Origin of the sequence: Alcanivorax sp. 97CO-5, assembly GCF_000524665.1 — a bacterium.
GTDB lineage: Bacteria > Pseudomonadota > Gammaproteobacteria > Pseudomonadales > Alcanivoracaceae > Alcanivorax > Alcanivorax borkumensis.
The window spans coordinates 1-14,676 of record NZ_KI965883.1; the positions used below are offsets into that span (position 1 = coordinate 1).

At 55.9% G+C, this 14,676-nt stretch carries 14 protein-coding genes, 1 tRNA gene and 1 pseudogene; 8 read left to right on the top strand and 8 right to left on the bottom strand.

Annotation, left to right across the window (positions count from 1 at the left end; translation table 11 throughout):
• Positions 1–635 precede the first annotated feature (635 nt).
• Positions 636–850 (top strand): annotated as a pseudogene (locus tag Y017_RS15400) (hypothetical protein); the annotation flags it as partial.
• Between the two features lie 228 nt (positions 851–1,078).
• Here Y017_RS15400 and Y017_RS05305 read toward each other — a convergent pair.
• The 4 genes from Y017_RS05305 to Y017_RS05320 form a co-directional block, all read right to left on the bottom strand.
• Positions 1,079–1,154, bottom strand: a tRNA-Phe gene (locus Y017_RS05305).
• Positions 1,155–1,207: 53 nt separating this feature from the next.
• Complete coding sequence (locus Y017_RS05310) at positions 1,208–1,492, bottom strand: oxidative damage protection protein (protein WP_011589561.1); 285 nt, start codon at positions 1,490–1,492, stop codon at positions 1,208–1,210.
• A gap of 45 nt (positions 1,493–1,537) precedes the next feature.
• Positions 1,538–2,614 (bottom strand): A/G-specific adenine glycosylase, encoded by a 1,077-nt coding sequence (mutY, locus tag Y017_RS05315; RefSeq protein ID WP_011589560.1) that lies wholly within the window; start codon positions 2,612–2,614, stop codon positions 1,538–1,540.
• Between the two features lie 102 nt (positions 2,615–2,716).
• The gene (locus Y017_RS05320) at positions 2,717–4,927 is read right to left on the bottom strand and encodes an AsmA family protein (protein ID WP_035459455.1); all 2,211 of its coding nucleotides are present in this window, start codon (positions 4,925–4,927) and stop codon (positions 2,717–2,719) included.
• 109 nt (positions 4,928–5,036) lie between these two features.
• Here Y017_RS05320 and Y017_RS05325 point away from each other — a divergent pair, with 109 nt between their 5' ends.
• A complete protein-coding gene (locus Y017_RS05325; protein WP_231483407.1) occupies positions 5,037–6,959 on the top strand; it encodes a sensor histidine kinase in 1,923 nt (640 codons plus the stop codon).
• Here Y017_RS05325 and Y017_RS05330 read toward each other — a convergent pair whose 3' ends face one another.
• Positions 6,960–7,283, bottom strand: a complete 324-nt coding sequence (locus tag Y017_RS05330) for a GNAT family N-acetyltransferase (protein ID WP_011589557.1) — start codon at positions 7,281–7,283, stop codon at positions 6,960–6,962. It lies immediately after the preceding gene.
• Positions 7,284–7,352: 69 nt separating this feature from the next.
• On the opposite strand from Y017_RS05330, the gene hisB reads away from it, so the two are divergent.
• The 4 genes from hisB (at position 7,353) to hisF (ending at position 10,282) form a co-directional block, all read left to right on the top strand.
• A complete protein-coding gene (gene hisB, locus Y017_RS05335; RefSeq protein ID WP_011589556.1) occupies positions 7,353–7,967 on the top strand; it encodes an imidazoleglycerol-phosphate dehydratase HisB in 615 nt (204 codons plus the stop codon).
• A gap of 35 nt (positions 7,968–8,002) precedes the next feature.
• A complete protein-coding gene (gene hisH, locus Y017_RS05340) occupies positions 8,003–8,644 on the top strand; it encodes an imidazole glycerol phosphate synthase subunit HisH (RefSeq protein WP_011589555.1) in 642 nt (213 codons plus the stop codon).
• A 104-nt stretch (positions 8,645–8,748) separates the two neighbouring features.
• Positions 8,749–9,489 (top strand): 1-(5-phosphoribosyl)-5-[(5-phosphoribosylamino)methylideneamino]imidazole-4-carboxamide isomerase, encoded by a 741-nt coding sequence (gene hisA / locus Y017_RS05345; protein ID WP_035459508.1) that lies wholly within the window; start codon positions 8,749–8,751, stop codon positions 9,487–9,489.
• A gap of 16 nt (positions 9,490–9,505) precedes the next feature.
• A complete protein-coding gene (gene hisF / locus Y017_RS05350) occupies positions 9,506–10,282 on the top strand; it encodes an imidazole glycerol phosphate synthase subunit HisF (protein ID WP_011589553.1) in 777 nt (258 codons plus the stop codon).
• Between the two features lie 257 nt (positions 10,283–10,539).
• On the opposite strand, the gene Y017_RS05355 is transcribed toward hisF, so the two are convergent.
• The 3 genes from Y017_RS05355 to Y017_RS05365 are packed head-to-tail and all read right to left on the bottom strand — an operon-like array spanning position 10,540 to position 13,847.
• Positions 10,540–11,319, bottom strand: coding sequence for a divergent polysaccharide deacetylase family protein (locus Y017_RS05355; protein ID WP_035459459.1), 780 nt, complete (start codon positions 11,317–11,319; stop codon positions 10,540–10,542).
• Positions 11,319–12,620: a S41 family peptidase gene (locus tag Y017_RS05360; RefSeq protein WP_011589551.1), complete on the bottom strand. Its 1,302-nt coding sequence runs from the start codon at positions 12,618–12,620 to the stop codon at positions 11,319–11,321. The genes Y017_RS05355 and Y017_RS05360 overlap by 1 nt, the downstream gene beginning before the upstream one ends.
• 51 nt (positions 12,621–12,671) lie before the next feature.
• A complete protein-coding gene (locus tag Y017_RS05365; protein WP_011589550.1) occupies positions 12,672–13,847 on the bottom strand; it encodes a murein hydrolase activator EnvC in 1,176 nt (391 codons plus the stop codon).
• Positions 13,848–13,982: 135 nt separating this feature from the next.
• Here Y017_RS05365 and Y017_RS05370 point away from each other — a divergent pair, with 135 nt between their 5' ends.
• A complete protein-coding gene (locus Y017_RS05370) occupies positions 13,983–14,399 on the top strand; it encodes a rhodanese-like domain-containing protein (RefSeq protein ID WP_011589549.1) in 417 nt (138 codons plus the stop codon).
• 13 nt (positions 14,400–14,412) lie between these two features.
• Entirely contained in the window at positions 14,413–14,673 is a 261-nt protein-coding gene (gene grxC, locus Y017_RS05375) for a glutaredoxin 3 (RefSeq protein ID WP_011589548.1), read from the top strand.
• The last annotated feature ends 3 nt before the right edge of the window (positions 14,674–14,676 follow it).

Sequence of the window (14,676 nt, forward strand, 5' to 3'; positions counted from 1 at the left end):
TTTTGCACGCTCAGGTGTCATGGACAATATTTGTTCTTCGGCATCGTTAATCGGCCCTGTTTTATCAAACCATTCTTCTGGAACAATCAGGTGGCAGGTGTTGCTGGAAGACTCCCTAACCAAAAATTTGTATGAAATCTAGCCTGTCGCTGTGCAGCCATGCTGGCGAGGACATTTAGTGACATGAAGAGGGCACTTCAAGACAGTTAGGGCTTTTTTCTGGGGCGGCCATACCAAAAGCGTCATAGCAAGAGGGCCGCAGCAGCCCCCCCTTTGAAGCAGGCATTCCGTCGAATAACTCACGATTGATTGCCTGTGAACGGGGTCTTGCTGCACGGTACCGTGCCCTCGACGTTGGGCCACTTCTAGAAGAAGGCCGCGTATTCCGCCATCCAGACTCACGTACCAAGCCGCATCCCCTGTTTATTTTGCTTGGATGGATTCATTTTGATTCCAATCAACTGAAGCTCACCTTCCCGATGGTGCTATGCCGAACGCTTCAGCGAACAATGAAGGTCGATGAGCAGGGGGGCGACTTCAGGAGGCGCTCAAGCGCGTTAGCGAAGCGCCTGACCTCTTAAAAGCCGTGATACAAAGCAGGCGGAATGCACAGTGCGACGCTGACACGCCTGTAGCGGCAGTTCAGTCTAGATACGCCAAGTGCAGGTTGGGTGACGGACATCGCTTATATCCGTACCCACGAAGGTCGGCTGTATCTGGCTGTGGTTCTGAATCTGTTCTCGCGCCGGGGAGCAGCCACGATCATGCCGTCGCTGAGAGCTTTTTCCGGTTCCTGAAACGCGTGAGGGTACAGCGAAAGATTTACAGCAGTCGGGGTAGTACAAAGAGCGGCTGGCTAGTGTCTAGCGAATGGTGGTGATTCAGTTCGGCCATTTCAGATGGCTGTGTCCGGCAGCTTCATTTGCGGGTATCTCAAAGAGGGAAGGGGTGGAGTACCCACAAAAATACTCTTGTATTTCAATGGACTCGTTAGGATTGTATTAGACACAAAAAAGCCCCTGATCGTTGTGCAATCAGAGGCTTTAAAGGCGAGGCAGGAACCTCTAGGACTGCAATTTGGTGCCCGGAGGCGGAATCGAACCACCGACACGAGGATTTTCAATCCTCTGCTCTACCGACTGAGCTATCCGGGCAATCAGGGCGCGTATTAAAGCGGCTTGGATCGAAGTCGTCAAGCCATGGGCGTTTATTTGTTCGCATCGTGAGCAGGTGGAACGTATCCCTCTGCTTTTTCGTAGTTTTCATTGTTCAGAAAACGATCACGTTGCTCATCAAGGAAGCGTTTGGCTTCCGGGTCCATCACGTTCAGGTGTTTTTCGTTGATGAGCATGGTTTGTTCGTGAAGCCATTCCTTCCAGGCTTGCTGGGATACATGGTCGAAGATGTCCTGCCCCTTGGGGCCTGGGAAGGGTGGACGGGGCAGACCTTCCATGTCGCTTTGGTATTTGCGGCAGAAAACCGTGCGGCTCATAACGTCTCCGTGGGAATGCTTGGTCTGAATGGAGGTTTGGGGCGACTATAACATGCGGGCTTGCCGTGGTGCGGACAAGCTGGCTAGCAGCTTTTTCACAGGGGCTGCCAGCCCCAATTTCCCGGGGTTTTGTGGGTTTACCCAGCGGCCATTATTGTCACAGGGGCCGGCTGTGTCCACGGCCACTTCCAGCGGCTCGATATCCAGGTGGTAGTGGCTGAAAGTGTGCCGAAAGGGGGGCAGCTGTTGGGTGTCGCCACGGGCATCAAAAGCGCGGGTTTGAAGGGCATGGTGTACCTGTTCCATGGCACAGGTTTGCGGGAAGCACCACAGGCCGCCCCAGATGCCTTGCTGGGGGCGCTGTTCCAGCCAGACCTGACCCTCCCTGTCACGCAAGATAAGCATGACGGTGGTGCGCACCGGCAGGGTTTTTTTCGGCTTTTTGCCGGGGTAGTCCTGGGGGTTGCCGTTGGCATGGGCTTGGCACCCGGTTTTCACTGGGCAGGCGGTGCAGTCGGGGGTGCTGCGTCGACACAGGGTCGCTCCCAGGTCCATGATCGCCTGGGTGTAGTCTGCCAGTCGGTGGTCGGGTGTGTAGTGCTCGGCCAGCTCCCATAGCCGGCTTTCCACAGGTTTCTTGCCGGGCCAGCCAGGTACGGCATGCAGTCGGGCCAGCACCCGTTTAACGTTGCCGTCGAGGATGGGAGCGCGAATGCCGCGGCTCTGGGCAAGGATAGCCCCGGCCGTGGAGGGGCCGATGCCGGGGAGTGTGGCCACTTCTTCTACGGTGTTGGGGAAATCACCTGCGTAGTTCTCCAGTAATTGCTGCGCACATTTGTGGAGGTTGCGGGCGCGGGCGTAGTAGCCGAGGCCGGTCCACAGGTGTAGGACTTCATCCTGTTTGGCCAGCGCCAGCGTTTTGACATCCGGAAAGTGCTCCATGAACCGCTGGAAGTAGGGAATCACCGTGTTCACTTGGGTTTGTTGCAGCATGATTTCCGATATCCACACCTGATAAGGCGTGCGAGGGTGCTGCCAAGGAAGGTCTTGACGGCCATGCTGGTCGTACCAGTCGAGGAGCGCCTGGCTGAAATGCTCGGGACTCAATGAGTATTTAGGCATGGACTTCCGGGTGGGTAGGGCGAAAGCTGACGTTGGTTTGCTTTCGCCCTACGATTGCGGTTCGGTTTAGCGGCCGCGTGCGTGTGAAATACACAGCGGTTTTTAATTAAACAGTTTCTTTAGGCCGTCCTGTAGCTGTTTGTTGATTTCGTCCTTGGCTTTCTTTTGTGCGGCATCCTTGAGGATTTCTTCGGTGGTGTCCCCCTCACCTTCAATGCCGAATTTGTCTTTTAGCTTGTCCTTGGTGGCGTTAGCGGCGACCTGTTTACCAATGTCCTTGAAGCCATCCTTGTCAGGGCCGCACCATTTGGCCGGGCTGCCGCCTAGGTTGCCTTCACAACGTAGTGGCCAGGTGGTGCCTTGCAAATACTTGGATGTGCCCAACTCTGGTGACTGCATGCCAATTTTCAGGTCGAAGTCTTGGTTGAGTATGTTCATCCAGCCGTTACCGCTTAATTCACCCTTGCTGAGGGTGGCATTGAGACTGTCGAGATAGGCTACGTTCTTGTCCAGCCGAGCCTTGGTTTTAAGGTCAAGAATTTTGGTGTCTTCGGATAGGGCGGAAGGCAGCTTGCCCGATTCTTGGTTGGGAATTAGGGCGGCTGCTAATCCCTGAAATTGACCCAACATGTCGTTCACGCCACCTACCAGGGTGTCGTACAGGTTCAGGCCGCGCACAGTGGCGTCAGCCAGGCTTAGATCGATGTTGCCTTTGGCGGAGTTCATCAGTGCTTTTTCACTGTTGCCACTAGCGCTGTAGCTGCCGGACATGGAAAAAATACCCTTGGCGAGATCGTCGTCGAGTGCCATCTGGGCGATGGGCTGAATTTGTACGCTGCTGATTTTGTTAGTGGCCGAAATTTTTGGGGTGCTGCCGGCGACATTTAGCGTGCCGTTGGCGCTGAAACTGCCGCCCAGGGTGTTGCCGGTGGCTTGGGTCAATTTGAGGACGCCGTTGTTGGCGGTAACCGCAAATTTCATATCGCTGGCGCTGATGCCGTCATAGTTGAGACTGCCGATGGCCAGTTTACCGTCTACCCGTAATGGGCGCAGCGTGTCCACGGGGATCAATTCTGCGTCGCTGAGGCTATTGGTGCCGCCGGTTTTGCCGCCGCCAGGTGCCGCGGTTTCAGTTTCGCCGCTGGCGGGAGGCATGTAGCCATCTAGAGTGATTTTATCGAGCGTCAGATCAAAGACGATTTTTCCGCTTTCCAGGCTGGCTAGACCAGCGCTCCCACGGAGGGTGCTGTCATCCAGGGTCACGGTGAGCGGGCTGGCCATGACGCTGCCGGGCTCGCCGCCCAAGGTGGCCTCTAGGGCAATGTTGCTCAGTGCTTGGCTGTCGGTGGTTTCGATGGGGGCCTCGCCAATGGCTTCCAGTACTTTGTTGGCATCGAAAGGCGCGGTGGCCAGTTTGCCGCTGAGCTGCATGTCACCGGTGAGTGCGGTGATCTCAACATTACCTTTAGTCTCTGTGCCGGCGGCTTGCAGCAGGAGATCCTTAATGGAGGCCGTGTCTTCGTCTAGGTTTACCTCAAAATTCTGTTCCAGGTGCACATCCACCGGCATAGTGGTGGCGCCAGCGATGTTGGCATCCAGTTTCATCGGATTGAGGAGAAAGTGGTTGTTGTCGAGATCGGCGGATAAAACGGTGTCCAAATTCATGTCCACTCGCATGTCGCTTTGGTCTTGATAGCGCAGGGATAGCTGGAGAGGGAAAGGCTCGTCCAGGTTTACGTCTTGGGCGTTCAGGTTGAAGTGCTCGACCACGATATCCGTGCTGTCAGCGGTATTGCGGTAGCGGACCTTGCCGTCGCTGACCACAACCGTGGGGATAGTGAGGGGAATGTCGAAGCTGCTGCTATCTTCCTCTGCGTTGGCCGGTTCCTCTGCCTTTGCGGTGTCTTCTGCGGGTGTCTGCGGGCCGATTTGTTCCCAGTTGGCGCCATCAGGGCCATCAACCAAATTGACATCCAAGCCAGCCAGAGTAATACCATCCATTTCCACCTGACCATACAGTAGTGGTAGCACTGCGACGCTGACACTGGCCTCATCGAGTGCAGCGAATAGGGCCTCTTCATCGGCGATGCGCGCTTCTGTGCGGCCTAGGCTGACGCCTAGAGAGGGCCAAAACTGCCACGCTAGGTCGCCTTGAATATCTAAGGTCAGGTTGGCCTGCTCTTGCGCCTGCTTCTCGATTTCTGGCTTAAATTCGTTGGGGTCAATCACCTGCGTGATCACAAAAACAGCAATGGCTAATAGCACAATGATGGTAAATAAAGTGATCAGCAAAATTTTTAACAGGCGTCCCATGGAGCACTCCTTGCGCGTTGGTCATTGGATCGTGATTATAGCAGTGGGAATTCACTGACCATACCGTAGCATTATTCGTGATTGTTATTGTGAGTTAGGGGAAGAGCGTTTGCGAAAGTTCCATGTTGCTGCCTTGATGCTGCTGCTTATGGTTGGGGCAATAGTGCGTGCTGAGCCTATTGCGCTTGCTTCGGCAGGTGACAGTGTTCAGCTGGGGGCCCAGGTCGAAGTGCTGGAGGACCCGGAAGGAAACTGGACCTTGAGCCAGATCCGGGACCAGTTCGCCAGCCGGTTTCGCAAAAACGACAGTGATACGCTGAACTTTGGCTTCACCAAAAGCACTATCTGGCTGCGTTTTCAGGTGAATGCCAGCCAGATGGATGGGCGTAGCTGGTTTCTGGTAGAGCGCTATCCCATTCTCGATGAGCTGACGCTGTTTGTGCCACAAGCCGATGGTGAGTTCCGTAAATATGCAGTGGGAGATACCCGCTCATTCGGTAGTCGGCCCATGGATCACCGTGCTTTCGTGTTCAACCTGGACGCACTGCCTGACGGGGTGAGTGAGTACTATATTAAGGTGCGCGGTAAAGGCGCCCTGAACATGATGCCTATGCTGTACAGTGCGAAGGGGCTGGTGGAATACACCTATATCGAGCAGTTGCTTCAGGGATTGTTCTACGGTTCCCTGACCATCATGTTGATTTACAATCTGCTGCTCTTTCTGTCTCTGCGTGACAATGTGCACCTGCATTTTGTGGTGTTCCTCACCGGGGTGCTTTTTTTCAATATCTGCGTGAGCGGCTTCGGGCTGCAGTATCTGTGGCCAGACAATCCCAAAGTTAACGAATATTTTTGGCTGACCACGTATATTTGCGGGTTGTCGCTGGCGCTGTATTCACGGCAGTTCTTGCAGCTGGCACAGCGTTTCCCTCGTTATGATCGGTTGCTGAAACATTACCTGATATTGATCGGGCTGGCGTTCCTGTTGCAGTGGGTGATACCGCCACCGTACTCCTACCACTTGTCCACGGTGATGGTGATGATAACGGTGGTGTTATTCAGCTGGTTGGGTTGGGTGGTCTGGCGCCAGGGGTTCCGCGTAGCGCGCTTGTATGTGTTGGCTTGGTCCGTGTTCTTGCTCGCTGTGTTTTTGTATGCCTTGGGCAACCTAGGATTAATTCCCTATAGCGTGATTGTTCCTTATTTGCTGCATTTTGGCGCGTTGTGGGTGGTGGTGATGTTGTCGCTAGCGCTGGGTGACCGGATCCGTTTTCTGGAAAGCGAGAGCAAGCAGTTGTCTGTTGAGGCGCAACAGAATTTGGAGCGGCACCTGGCGGATATTGAGCAGATGAACCAGGATAAATCCATGTTCTTGCAATACATCAGCCACGAACTGAATACGCCGATCAATTGGATTGGCGCGGCGGACTCCTTGGGGCAATCAGGGCAGGGGCAGGGCGACAAAGATGTGGACGTATGGGCCATGGTGCGCAAGGGGCAGCGGCGACTTACCGGTATCGTCAGCACGTCATTGCGCTACTTCGACCTTTCCGACCGTGATCAGCCGCCGCTACAGGGGCGTTGCCAGCCCATGTGGATGTTGGACGCCATTCTCCGTGAGCAGGCGGAGCGGATAACGGAATGTGGCGTGGTGGTGCGTAATCGGGTTAGCCCGAATCTACAGGTGCGTGCTTGCGAGGGTGAATTGAGTGAGGTGCTGTCTATGGCGCTGGATAATGCCCTGCGGTTCAGCGCTGAGGGTGACTGTGTGGACATCACAAGCACAGTAGATGCATCCGCAGAGCATGCAGAACTTTGCATTCGCGATGAGGGCAGAGGCGCCACAGCAGACCAGCTGGAAAAGATTCTAGAGCCGTTTTTCGTGATGGGCTCACGGCACCACGAAGAAGGGTTCGGCTTATCGCTGGCCATGGCGCGGGTAATGATTGAACAAGTGGGCGGCGCGTTGTGGGCTGAGAGCGACGGCCCCGGGCGGGGCTTTGCTCTGCATATTCAGTTGCCGTTGGCTTAACTATAGCGACCGTTGTGTCTGACAGTGGTCTGGCAGCGTCAGATTTTCCCCCAGCTGTTGACCGATTAAGCGTAGGAAATCCTTGCCTACGCCTCGCCCTTGAGTGGCTGGGTGCACTACCATCCAGGCCAGTTGGGGCTGTTTTTCTTCTATGAGTGCAATAGCGACACGCTGGCCATTGAAGTGGGCGGCGAACAACCGCCCTTGTCCGCTGGCGACCGCATCGGCTAGCTTCTGGCGGTATTGCGGCGCATCACGAAGCACCTTGGCAAAGGCCTCACACTGATTTTCGCTAAGGGTGTGGGCTTCTACGCTGATCGGCATCTGTCCTCTCCGCTGGTTAGGTCCTGTTGGGGTGCGTATAATAGCCGGTCCAATGCCTGGGAGGTATAGATGAGCAAGCGAAGCGCTACCGTAGAGCGCAACACCCTGGAAACCCAGATTCAAGCCACTATCAATCTGGATGGTACCGGCCAGTGCACGCTGGATACGGGTTTGCCGTTCCTTGAGCACATGCTGGATCAGGTGGCCCGTCATGGCCTGGTTGATTTGGATATCAAAGCCAAGGGTGATCTGCACATCGATGCCCACCACACGGTGGAAGATATCGGTATCACCCTTGGGCAGGCCTTCGCCAAGGCTGTCGGTGATAAAAAAGGCGTTCGCCGTTACGGCCATGCCTATGTGCCGCTGGATGAAGCGCTGTCACGGGTGGTGCTGGATCTGTCTGGCCGGCCTGGGCTGGAGATGTTTGTGGAATTTACGCGAGGCAGCATTGGCGGCTTTGATGTGGATCTGTTCTATGAATTTTTCCAGGGCTTCGTGAACCACGCCATGATTACCCTGCATATTGATAACCTTCGCGGCAAAAACGCGCATCACCAGGCCGAGACCGTCTTTAAGGCGTTTGGCCGTGCACTGCGTATGGCCGTAGAGCCTGATCCTCGTATGGATGGTATTACGCCCTCCACGAAGGGCACCCTGAGCGAAAGTGGCGATAGCCAGTAAGCAGCCCAGTAGCAATTACAAGGACAGCCCCGAGTATGAGCGAAGTCGTTGCCGTTATTGATTACGGAATGGGTAACCTGCACTCCGCAGGTAAGGCGCTGGAGAAAGTCGCCGATGGCCAGAAAATCATTATTACCGGCGATCCGGCGCAGGTGCGTGCAGCGGACCGGGTGGTTTTTCCTGGTGTGGGTGCTATTCGTGACTGCATCGCGGTTCTGAAAGACACCGGCCTGGATCAGGCCATCCGTGATGTGGCGGCGGCGGGCAAACCGCTGTTGGGCATCTGTGTCGGGATGCAGGCAATGATGGCCCGTAGTGAAGAAAATCACGGGGTGGATTGCCTGGGCATCTTCGACGGCCAGGTGACTTTTTTCGGTGAGCAGTTCAGCGATACCGGTGTTCGCTTGAAAGTGCCGCACATGGGCTGGAACCAGGTACAGCAGTGCATGGCCCATCCTATGTGGGCCGGTATCGACAACCATACCCGGTTTTATTTTGTGCACAGTTACTGCGTTACCGGCCTGCCCGATGACGCTGTGGCAGGGCGCTGTGATTATGGTTTGAGTTTTGCGGCAGCCGCGGTTCAAGGCAACGTGTTTGCGGTGCAGTTCCACCCGGAAAAAAGCGCGGATGCAGGCCTAGCCCTGTTGGAAAACTTCCTGCGCTGGCAGCCATAAAAGACAGCAGGCTTGCACGCTAGGGTTTCTCTCTACGGTGTTCGTATAACGGGCGCGGCGGGGGAGGGATGCCGATTTCCATGAATTTAAATGAAGAGATTCTGATGTTACTGATTCCCGCCATTGATCTGAAAGACGGTAAATGTGTGCGCCTTAAGCAAGGGCGGATGGAAGACGATACGGTGTTTTCCGAAGATCCGGTGGCCGTTGCCAGCCATTGGGTGGAGCGGGGTGCCCGCCGCTTGCATTTGGTCGACTTGAATGGGGCCTTTGCCGGTGAGCCGGTGAACGGCGATATCGTCAAAGCGATTGCCAAGGCGCACCCGGATTTACCGATCCAGATTGGGGGTGGCATCCGCAGCCCGGAAATCATTCAGGCTTATCTAGATGCCGGGGTGCAGTGGGTGATCATCGGCACCAAGGCCGTGAATGAGCCGGCTTTCGTGAAAGCCATGTGCGAGCAGTTCCCCGGCCACATTATCGTGGGTCTGGACGCGAAAGACGGCAAGGTGGCCACCGATGGCTGGGCCAATGTCACCGATGTGGATGTGATCGACCTGGCGAAACAATTCGAGAACGATGGCGTTTCGGCCATCGTCTACACCGACATCAGCCGTGATGGCATGTTGCAGGGGGTGAATGTGGACGCCACTGTGCGCTTGGCCCAGTCCATGTCGATCCCGGTGATCGCTTCCGGCGGCATTACCAATCTTGATGACGTGCGCAACCTGTGTGCAGTGGCCGATCAGGGCATCAGTGGTGCTATCACGGGCCGTGCCATCTATGAGAACACCCTGGACTTTGCCGATGGTCAGGCGTTGTCCGATGAGTTGAGCGGCGCCTGAGCGCCGGGGACGTATTATGGGTTTAGCCAAACGCATTATTCCGTGTCTGGATGTGGACGCCGGCCGAGTGGTCAAGGGCGTGCAATTCGTGGATATCCGTGACGCCGGTGACCCGGTGGAAATTGCCAAGCGCTATAACGACGCTGGGGCGGATGAAATTACCTTTTTGGACATCACCGCCAGCCATCAAGAGCGCGATACCACCCTGCACACGGTGGAACAGATCGCCAGCCAGGTGTTTATCCCGCTGACCGTGGGTGGCGGTGTGCGTGCGTTGGAGGATATTCGTAACTTGCTGAATGCCGGTGCCGACAAGGTGGCGATCAACTCTGCCGCGGTGCATAACCCGGAGTTTGTTCGTGAGGCGGCGGAGCGGTTTGGTTCCCAATGTATTGTGGTGGCGATTGATGCGAAAAAAGTCAGCGCGGAAAGCGATACCAACCGCTGGGAAATCTTCACCCACGGCGGTCGTAAACCCACTGGGCTGGATGCGGTGGAATGGGCCCGGAAAATGACCGACTACGGCGCGGGTGAAATTCTGTTGACCAGCATGGACCGCGATGGCACCAAGAATGGTTTTGATATTGCGCTGACTCGAGCCATTGCCGATGCGGTCCCAGTCCCGGTGATTGCCTCTGGCGGGGTTGGCAACCTACAGCACTTGGTTGATGGTGTGCAGCAGGGCGGTGCTGATGCGGTGTTGGCGGCGTCGATTTTCCATTTCGGAGAGTATTCAGTGCAGCAAGCCAAGGAGTTTATGCAGTCTGCCGGCGTGGAAATGCGCCTAGGCTAACCGGTGTTTTCTTCTTGTCGGGCGGATTACACCCTTCCTGTCATCACTTTAGAGCGTTGCGTACTGGTCATAAATTAGCCCCACTTTTCTCTTGGCTTGGGCTCACAGCTCCCGGATAGAAGCATAAAAATCAGGGGCGCGTTGTGGTGGGTCGAGCGCGCTCGATTGAGATTGGGCTGTCGCTACTCGTGCGGATGTTGGCGTTTAGACTTCCTGGTGGTTGGTTATGCCAGCCCCGCATTTGGTAAAAATCGGGCTTAAGGGCGGATGTTAACGCTCGCCTGGCTGGTGGCCGTGGTCACCGCTGGGGTGCTAAGCAAGGAGGATACGGGCACCACATCAATGCCGGCCTCTTCCATCAACGGTAAAACCTGTTGCAGATAATGTACGGTTTCCGGGTACGGGTGGCCGATAGCGATGGCCTGGCCGTGCTGCCGGGCCAGTCGTATCAGTCGGTTAAATTGCTGATTGATGCTCACTGGGTTGCGGTTGTTATCCAGAAAGACATCGCGCCGAGCGTTGGGTAGTCCCACTTGCTGGGCCACCTGCTGCGCCACGGTGTGGCTGCTGGTGCGGCTGTCCACAAAGAAAAGCTGGTGCGCTTTTAGTTCGGCCATTAACCAACCCATGGTTTGTGGCTGTTCGGTGAGCGCGCTGCCCATATGATTATTCAGCCCGCGGGCTTGTGGAATTTGGCCCAGGGCCTGACGAACGGCCTCCAGTAACTGAGGTTCATCCATTCCATTTTGCAGGCCACCGCGGTCGAGTTTTTGGTGGCCTTGCGTGGCCATAGGCATGTGCACCAGCACTTCCTTGCCCGCCAGGCTAGCCCGTTCCGCGAGCCGACGCCCGTGGGGAGAAAAAGGAATGACGGCACAGGCCACCGGTGCGGGCAGGTCGATAATGGCCTGTCCTTGCTGGCGACTGTAGCCTAGGTCGTCGATGATAATGGCAATGCGCGGAGCCGCTAAGCCGCTAACGCTGCTTATCAATAGCCCGGGCAGGAGAAAGGCTAGGGTCAGTATGCGTCTTGCCATCAGGGCATGGCTGGGCGTTGGGTCAAGACGATGCCTTTAAGAATCGAGAGTGCTTGGGCCAGAGCATAATCTTCCTGGGCCAGGGAACCGGCTTTTTGTTGCTTCTCGCTGCCTCCGTTTTCGTTATCTAGATGGCGCGGCAGGTCGGCTTCGCGCAAATACATGTCTTTACGCACTTCAAGCTTGGTAACGACGTCCACCTCAATGTCAGGCTCGATGCCCTCTGCTTGAATAGAGCGGCCTTTTGGCGTGTAGTAGCGGGCGGTGGTGAGCTTAAGGGCACGGTCCTTGCTCAATGGCAGCACGCTTTGTACCGAGCCTTTACCAAACGTGCGATTGCCCACCACAACGGCGCGCTTCTGGTCTTGCAGAGCGCCGGCCACGATTTCTGAAGCGGAGGCACTGCCACCGTTAACTAGTACCACTAGCGGTTTGCCGTTCAGTGCGTCGCCAGGTCGTGATTCCAAATCGTTGCGGCTCGTTTTGTCCCGGCCTTGGGTGTAAACCACCAGGCCGTTATCTAGGAACAGGTCGGTGACTTCAACGGCGCCGTTGAGGACTCCGCCAGGGTTATTGCGCAGGTCGAGAATCAGGCCGGTAAGGGGGGTGTCTTTGTTGAGTTTTGCCAATTCCTTACGCGCATCTTCTCCCGTGTTGTTCTGGAACTGGGAGATGCGAAGATAGCCAAGGCCTGGCTCAAGCATTTTTGATTTCACGCTGTGGGTCTGAATGCGGTCGCGGGTGAGGCTCACCTGGCGTGGCTTTTCTTCGCCTTCGCTGAGTACCATTAGCGTAATTTTGGTGCCGATTTCCCCGCGCATTAGCTCAATAGATTCACTGAGAGTGAGCCCTTTTACGAAGGTGTCGTCAATTTTAAGGATCAGGTCGCCCGCTTGAATGCCCGCCTCGCTGGCAGGGGTGTCGTCTATCGGCGTGATGACTTTAACAAAGCCATCTTCCATGGTGACTTCAATGCCTAAGCCGCCGAACTCACCGGTGGTGGTGACTTGTAGATCTTCGAACTGGTCTGGCGTTAGGTAGCTGGAGTGCGGATCTAGCTCGTTGAGCATGCCGCGAATAGCGGACTCCAGAAGCTCGTTGTCGTCTACCTCTTCAATATAGGTGGCGCGAATACGCTCCATGACTTCGGCAAAAGCGCGGAGTTCATCGACGGGGACGCCCTGCTGTCGAGCCTGCTCGTCTAAGGCCGGATCTTGGGCGTGTAGTGCGGAAAAAGGGGCAAGAGCAAATAGGCCCGAGATTAAAATAGAGCGTAGCGTCGGCAGGATTGTTGTTGGCATTCAGGATCCCCAGTGCGCGCAGGTAAGGTGCGCACATTTCAATAATCATCATCAATTTTGCGCCAATGGCGGCAGTGTAACACGCTGATTGCACCAGCGTGTGGGGTCCACGGCCTTGCCGCGGTGGCGTATCTCGAAGTACAGCCCGCTAGTTCGGTTGCCGCCAGAACTACCCGCCAGAGCAAGGCTATCCCCTGCAGAAACCCATTCTCCCACATCGCGGAGCAGGCTCTGGTTATACCCATAGAGTGTTAGGTAGCCGCTGCCATGATCGACGATCGTGAGCAGGCCGTAGCCGCGCAGCCAATCAGCAAACACAACGCGGCCAGAATGCACTGCCCTGACCGGGGTGCCGGGCGAGGCATTCAGTATCACCCCTTGCCAACGCAGGGACCCTTCCCGCCGGCTGTTATAACCGGTGGAGATACGTGCTTGTAGTGGCCAAGGGAGTTTGCCTGCCAGTTTGTTGAACGGCGTGCCACCTAGGTCTGCAGGAATGCCATTGAGGCTGCGCTGCATGTCTTGCAGTAGCTTTTGCAGCTGCTGCTGGTCGGCCTTCAGCTGGTTGAGGTTGTTTCCGCGATCTTCCAACGAGCGGTTCAAGGCAGCGAGGGTCGTTTGGCGCTCTTTTTGGGCGCCTTGAAGTTTACGGGCATGACGTTGCAGATCGGTGTGTTGATTCAGTAGCGTTTGTCGGGCTTTGTCCACGCGCAGGGCAATAGCCTTGAGTTCGTCCAGTTCGCCGTTTACGGCTTTGAGTCGGTCACTGCGGGCGCGTTGGTAGTATTCTTGATAGCGCAACAGGCGGGCGATCTGGTCTGGTTTTTCCTGATTGAGCAGCAATTTGATGCGCTCCTGGCGGCCGGCCTGGTAACTGGCACGTACGGTTTTGCCCAGCCAGTCTAGTTGGGTGCGTTTTTCTGCGGCCAGGGTTGCCTGCTCAGCTTCCAGAGCGTTAAGGCGTTGCTGTGCCTTGCTGGCCTTTTTCTCTAGCGCTCTCTGCTCTCGGGTTAGTCGGCTGATGCGCAGTTCTGTCTTGCGCAGGTTGGCCTGCACGGAGTCACGTTCGCGCAGCTCGCGGCTCTGAGCGTCACTCAATTCACTGATGCGCGATTTTAGTTCTTTCAGCTCCGCTTTGCTGGGCGCACTGTCTGCCGCTCCGCTAACAGGAAGCAGCAGGGAGGGCAGGGTGGCTAGCAGTAAACGCAGCAGTAATTGTCGGGTCATGGCGGGGGTTTTACCTTAACGGCCCGGGGATGTGTATACTTGGCGCCGATTTTCCTTCGGCTTTCTTACCGGAGGGAAGCAGTGGCGCCGCAGAGTTGGCGTCGATAGAGCCAACGCTAATGAACCGGGGTCTCCATGGGCAACCTGATTGAATTCGCCAGCAACCATTATATTCTGGTGTCCGCCTTTTTCCTGTTGTGGGCACTGTTCTTTGTGCTTGAATCCCGCCGTGGCGGTCAATCCCTCACGCCGCAGCTGGCTACCAATATGGTGAACCAGAAGGATGCGGTGATCGTGGATTTGCGTGACAGCGATGAATTCCGAGCCGGGCATATCGCCGGTAGCATCAATATTCCCGCCGGGCAGGCGATTGATCGTATTGCAGAGCTGGAAAAATACAAGGACAAACCCCTCATCCTGACTTGTGATATGGGAACAAAGGCCTCACATCTTGGTCGTCAGCTGCGAACCAAGGGGTTTTCCGACCTGTATCGCATTCAGGGTGGCTTGAATGCATGGCGTTCAGCGAGCCTGCCGGTAGTCAAAGCGTAAGCAGGAGACAAGGATGGCCAGAGTCGAGCTGTATACCACCTCTTGGTGCCCGTTTTGCGTGCGTGCCAAGCAGTTACTTAACAGCAAGAATGTGGCGTTTGAGGATACCGATGTGGATCGTGAGCCCCAGCAACGTGCAGTCATGATGCAGCGTGGCGGTGGCCGGACGGTGCCGCAGATTTTCATTAATGATCACGCCGTCGGTGGCTGTGATGAACTTTTTGCTCTAGAGCGAGCGGGGGCGCTCGATGCTCTGCTCGGAGCGGATCAGTAACAG

What these genes read in the sequence shown, in the direction of transcription:
- Y017_RS05310 (WP_011589561.1), bottom strand. Translation starts at nt 1,492, where the DNA reads ATGAGCCGCACGGTTTTCTGCCGCAAATACCAAAGCGACATGGAAGGT.
- mutY (WP_011589560.1), bottom strand. Translation starts at nt 2,614, where the DNA reads ATGCCTAAATACTCATTGAGTCCCGAGCATTTCAGCCAGGCGCTCCTC.
- Y017_RS05320 (WP_035459455.1), bottom strand. Translation starts at nt 4,927, where the DNA reads ATGGGACGCCTGTTAAAAATTTTGCTGATCACTTTATTTACCATCATT.
- Y017_RS05330 (WP_011589557.1), bottom strand. Translation starts at nt 7,283, where the DNA reads ATGCCGATCAGCGTAGAAGCCCACACCCTTAGCGAAAATCAGTGTGAG.
- hisB (WP_011589556.1), top strand. Translation starts at nt 7,353, where the DNA reads ATGAGCAAGCGAAGCGCTACCGTAGAGCGCAACACCCTGGAAACCCAG.
- hisH (WP_011589555.1), top strand. Translation starts at nt 8,003, where the DNA reads ATGAGCGAAGTCGTTGCCGTTATTGATTACGGAATGGGTAACCTGCAC.
- hisA (WP_035459508.1), top strand. Translation starts at nt 8,749, where the DNA reads ATGTTACTGATTCCCGCCATTGATCTGAAAGACGGTAAATGTGTGCGC.
- hisF (WP_011589553.1), top strand. Translation starts at nt 9,506, where the DNA reads ATGGGTTTAGCCAAACGCATTATTCCGTGTCTGGATGTGGACGCCGGC.
- Y017_RS05355 (WP_035459459.1), bottom strand. Translation starts at nt 11,319, where the DNA reads ATGGCAAGACGCATACTGACCCTAGCCTTTCTCCTGCCCGGGCTATTG.
- Y017_RS05360 (WP_011589551.1), bottom strand. Translation starts at nt 12,620, where the DNA reads ATGCCAACAACAATCCTGCCGACGCTACGCTCTATTTTAATCTCGGGC.
- Y017_RS05365 (WP_011589550.1), bottom strand. Translation starts at nt 13,847, where the DNA reads ATGACCCGACAATTACTGCTGCGTTTACTGCTAGCCACCCTGCCCTCC.
- Y017_RS05370 (WP_011589549.1), top strand. Translation starts at nt 13,983, where the DNA reads ATGGGCAACCTGATTGAATTCGCCAGCAACCATTATATTCTGGTGTCC.
- grxC (WP_011589548.1), top strand. Translation starts at nt 14,413, where the DNA reads ATGGCCAGAGTCGAGCTGTATACCACCTCTTGGTGCCCGTTTTGCGTG.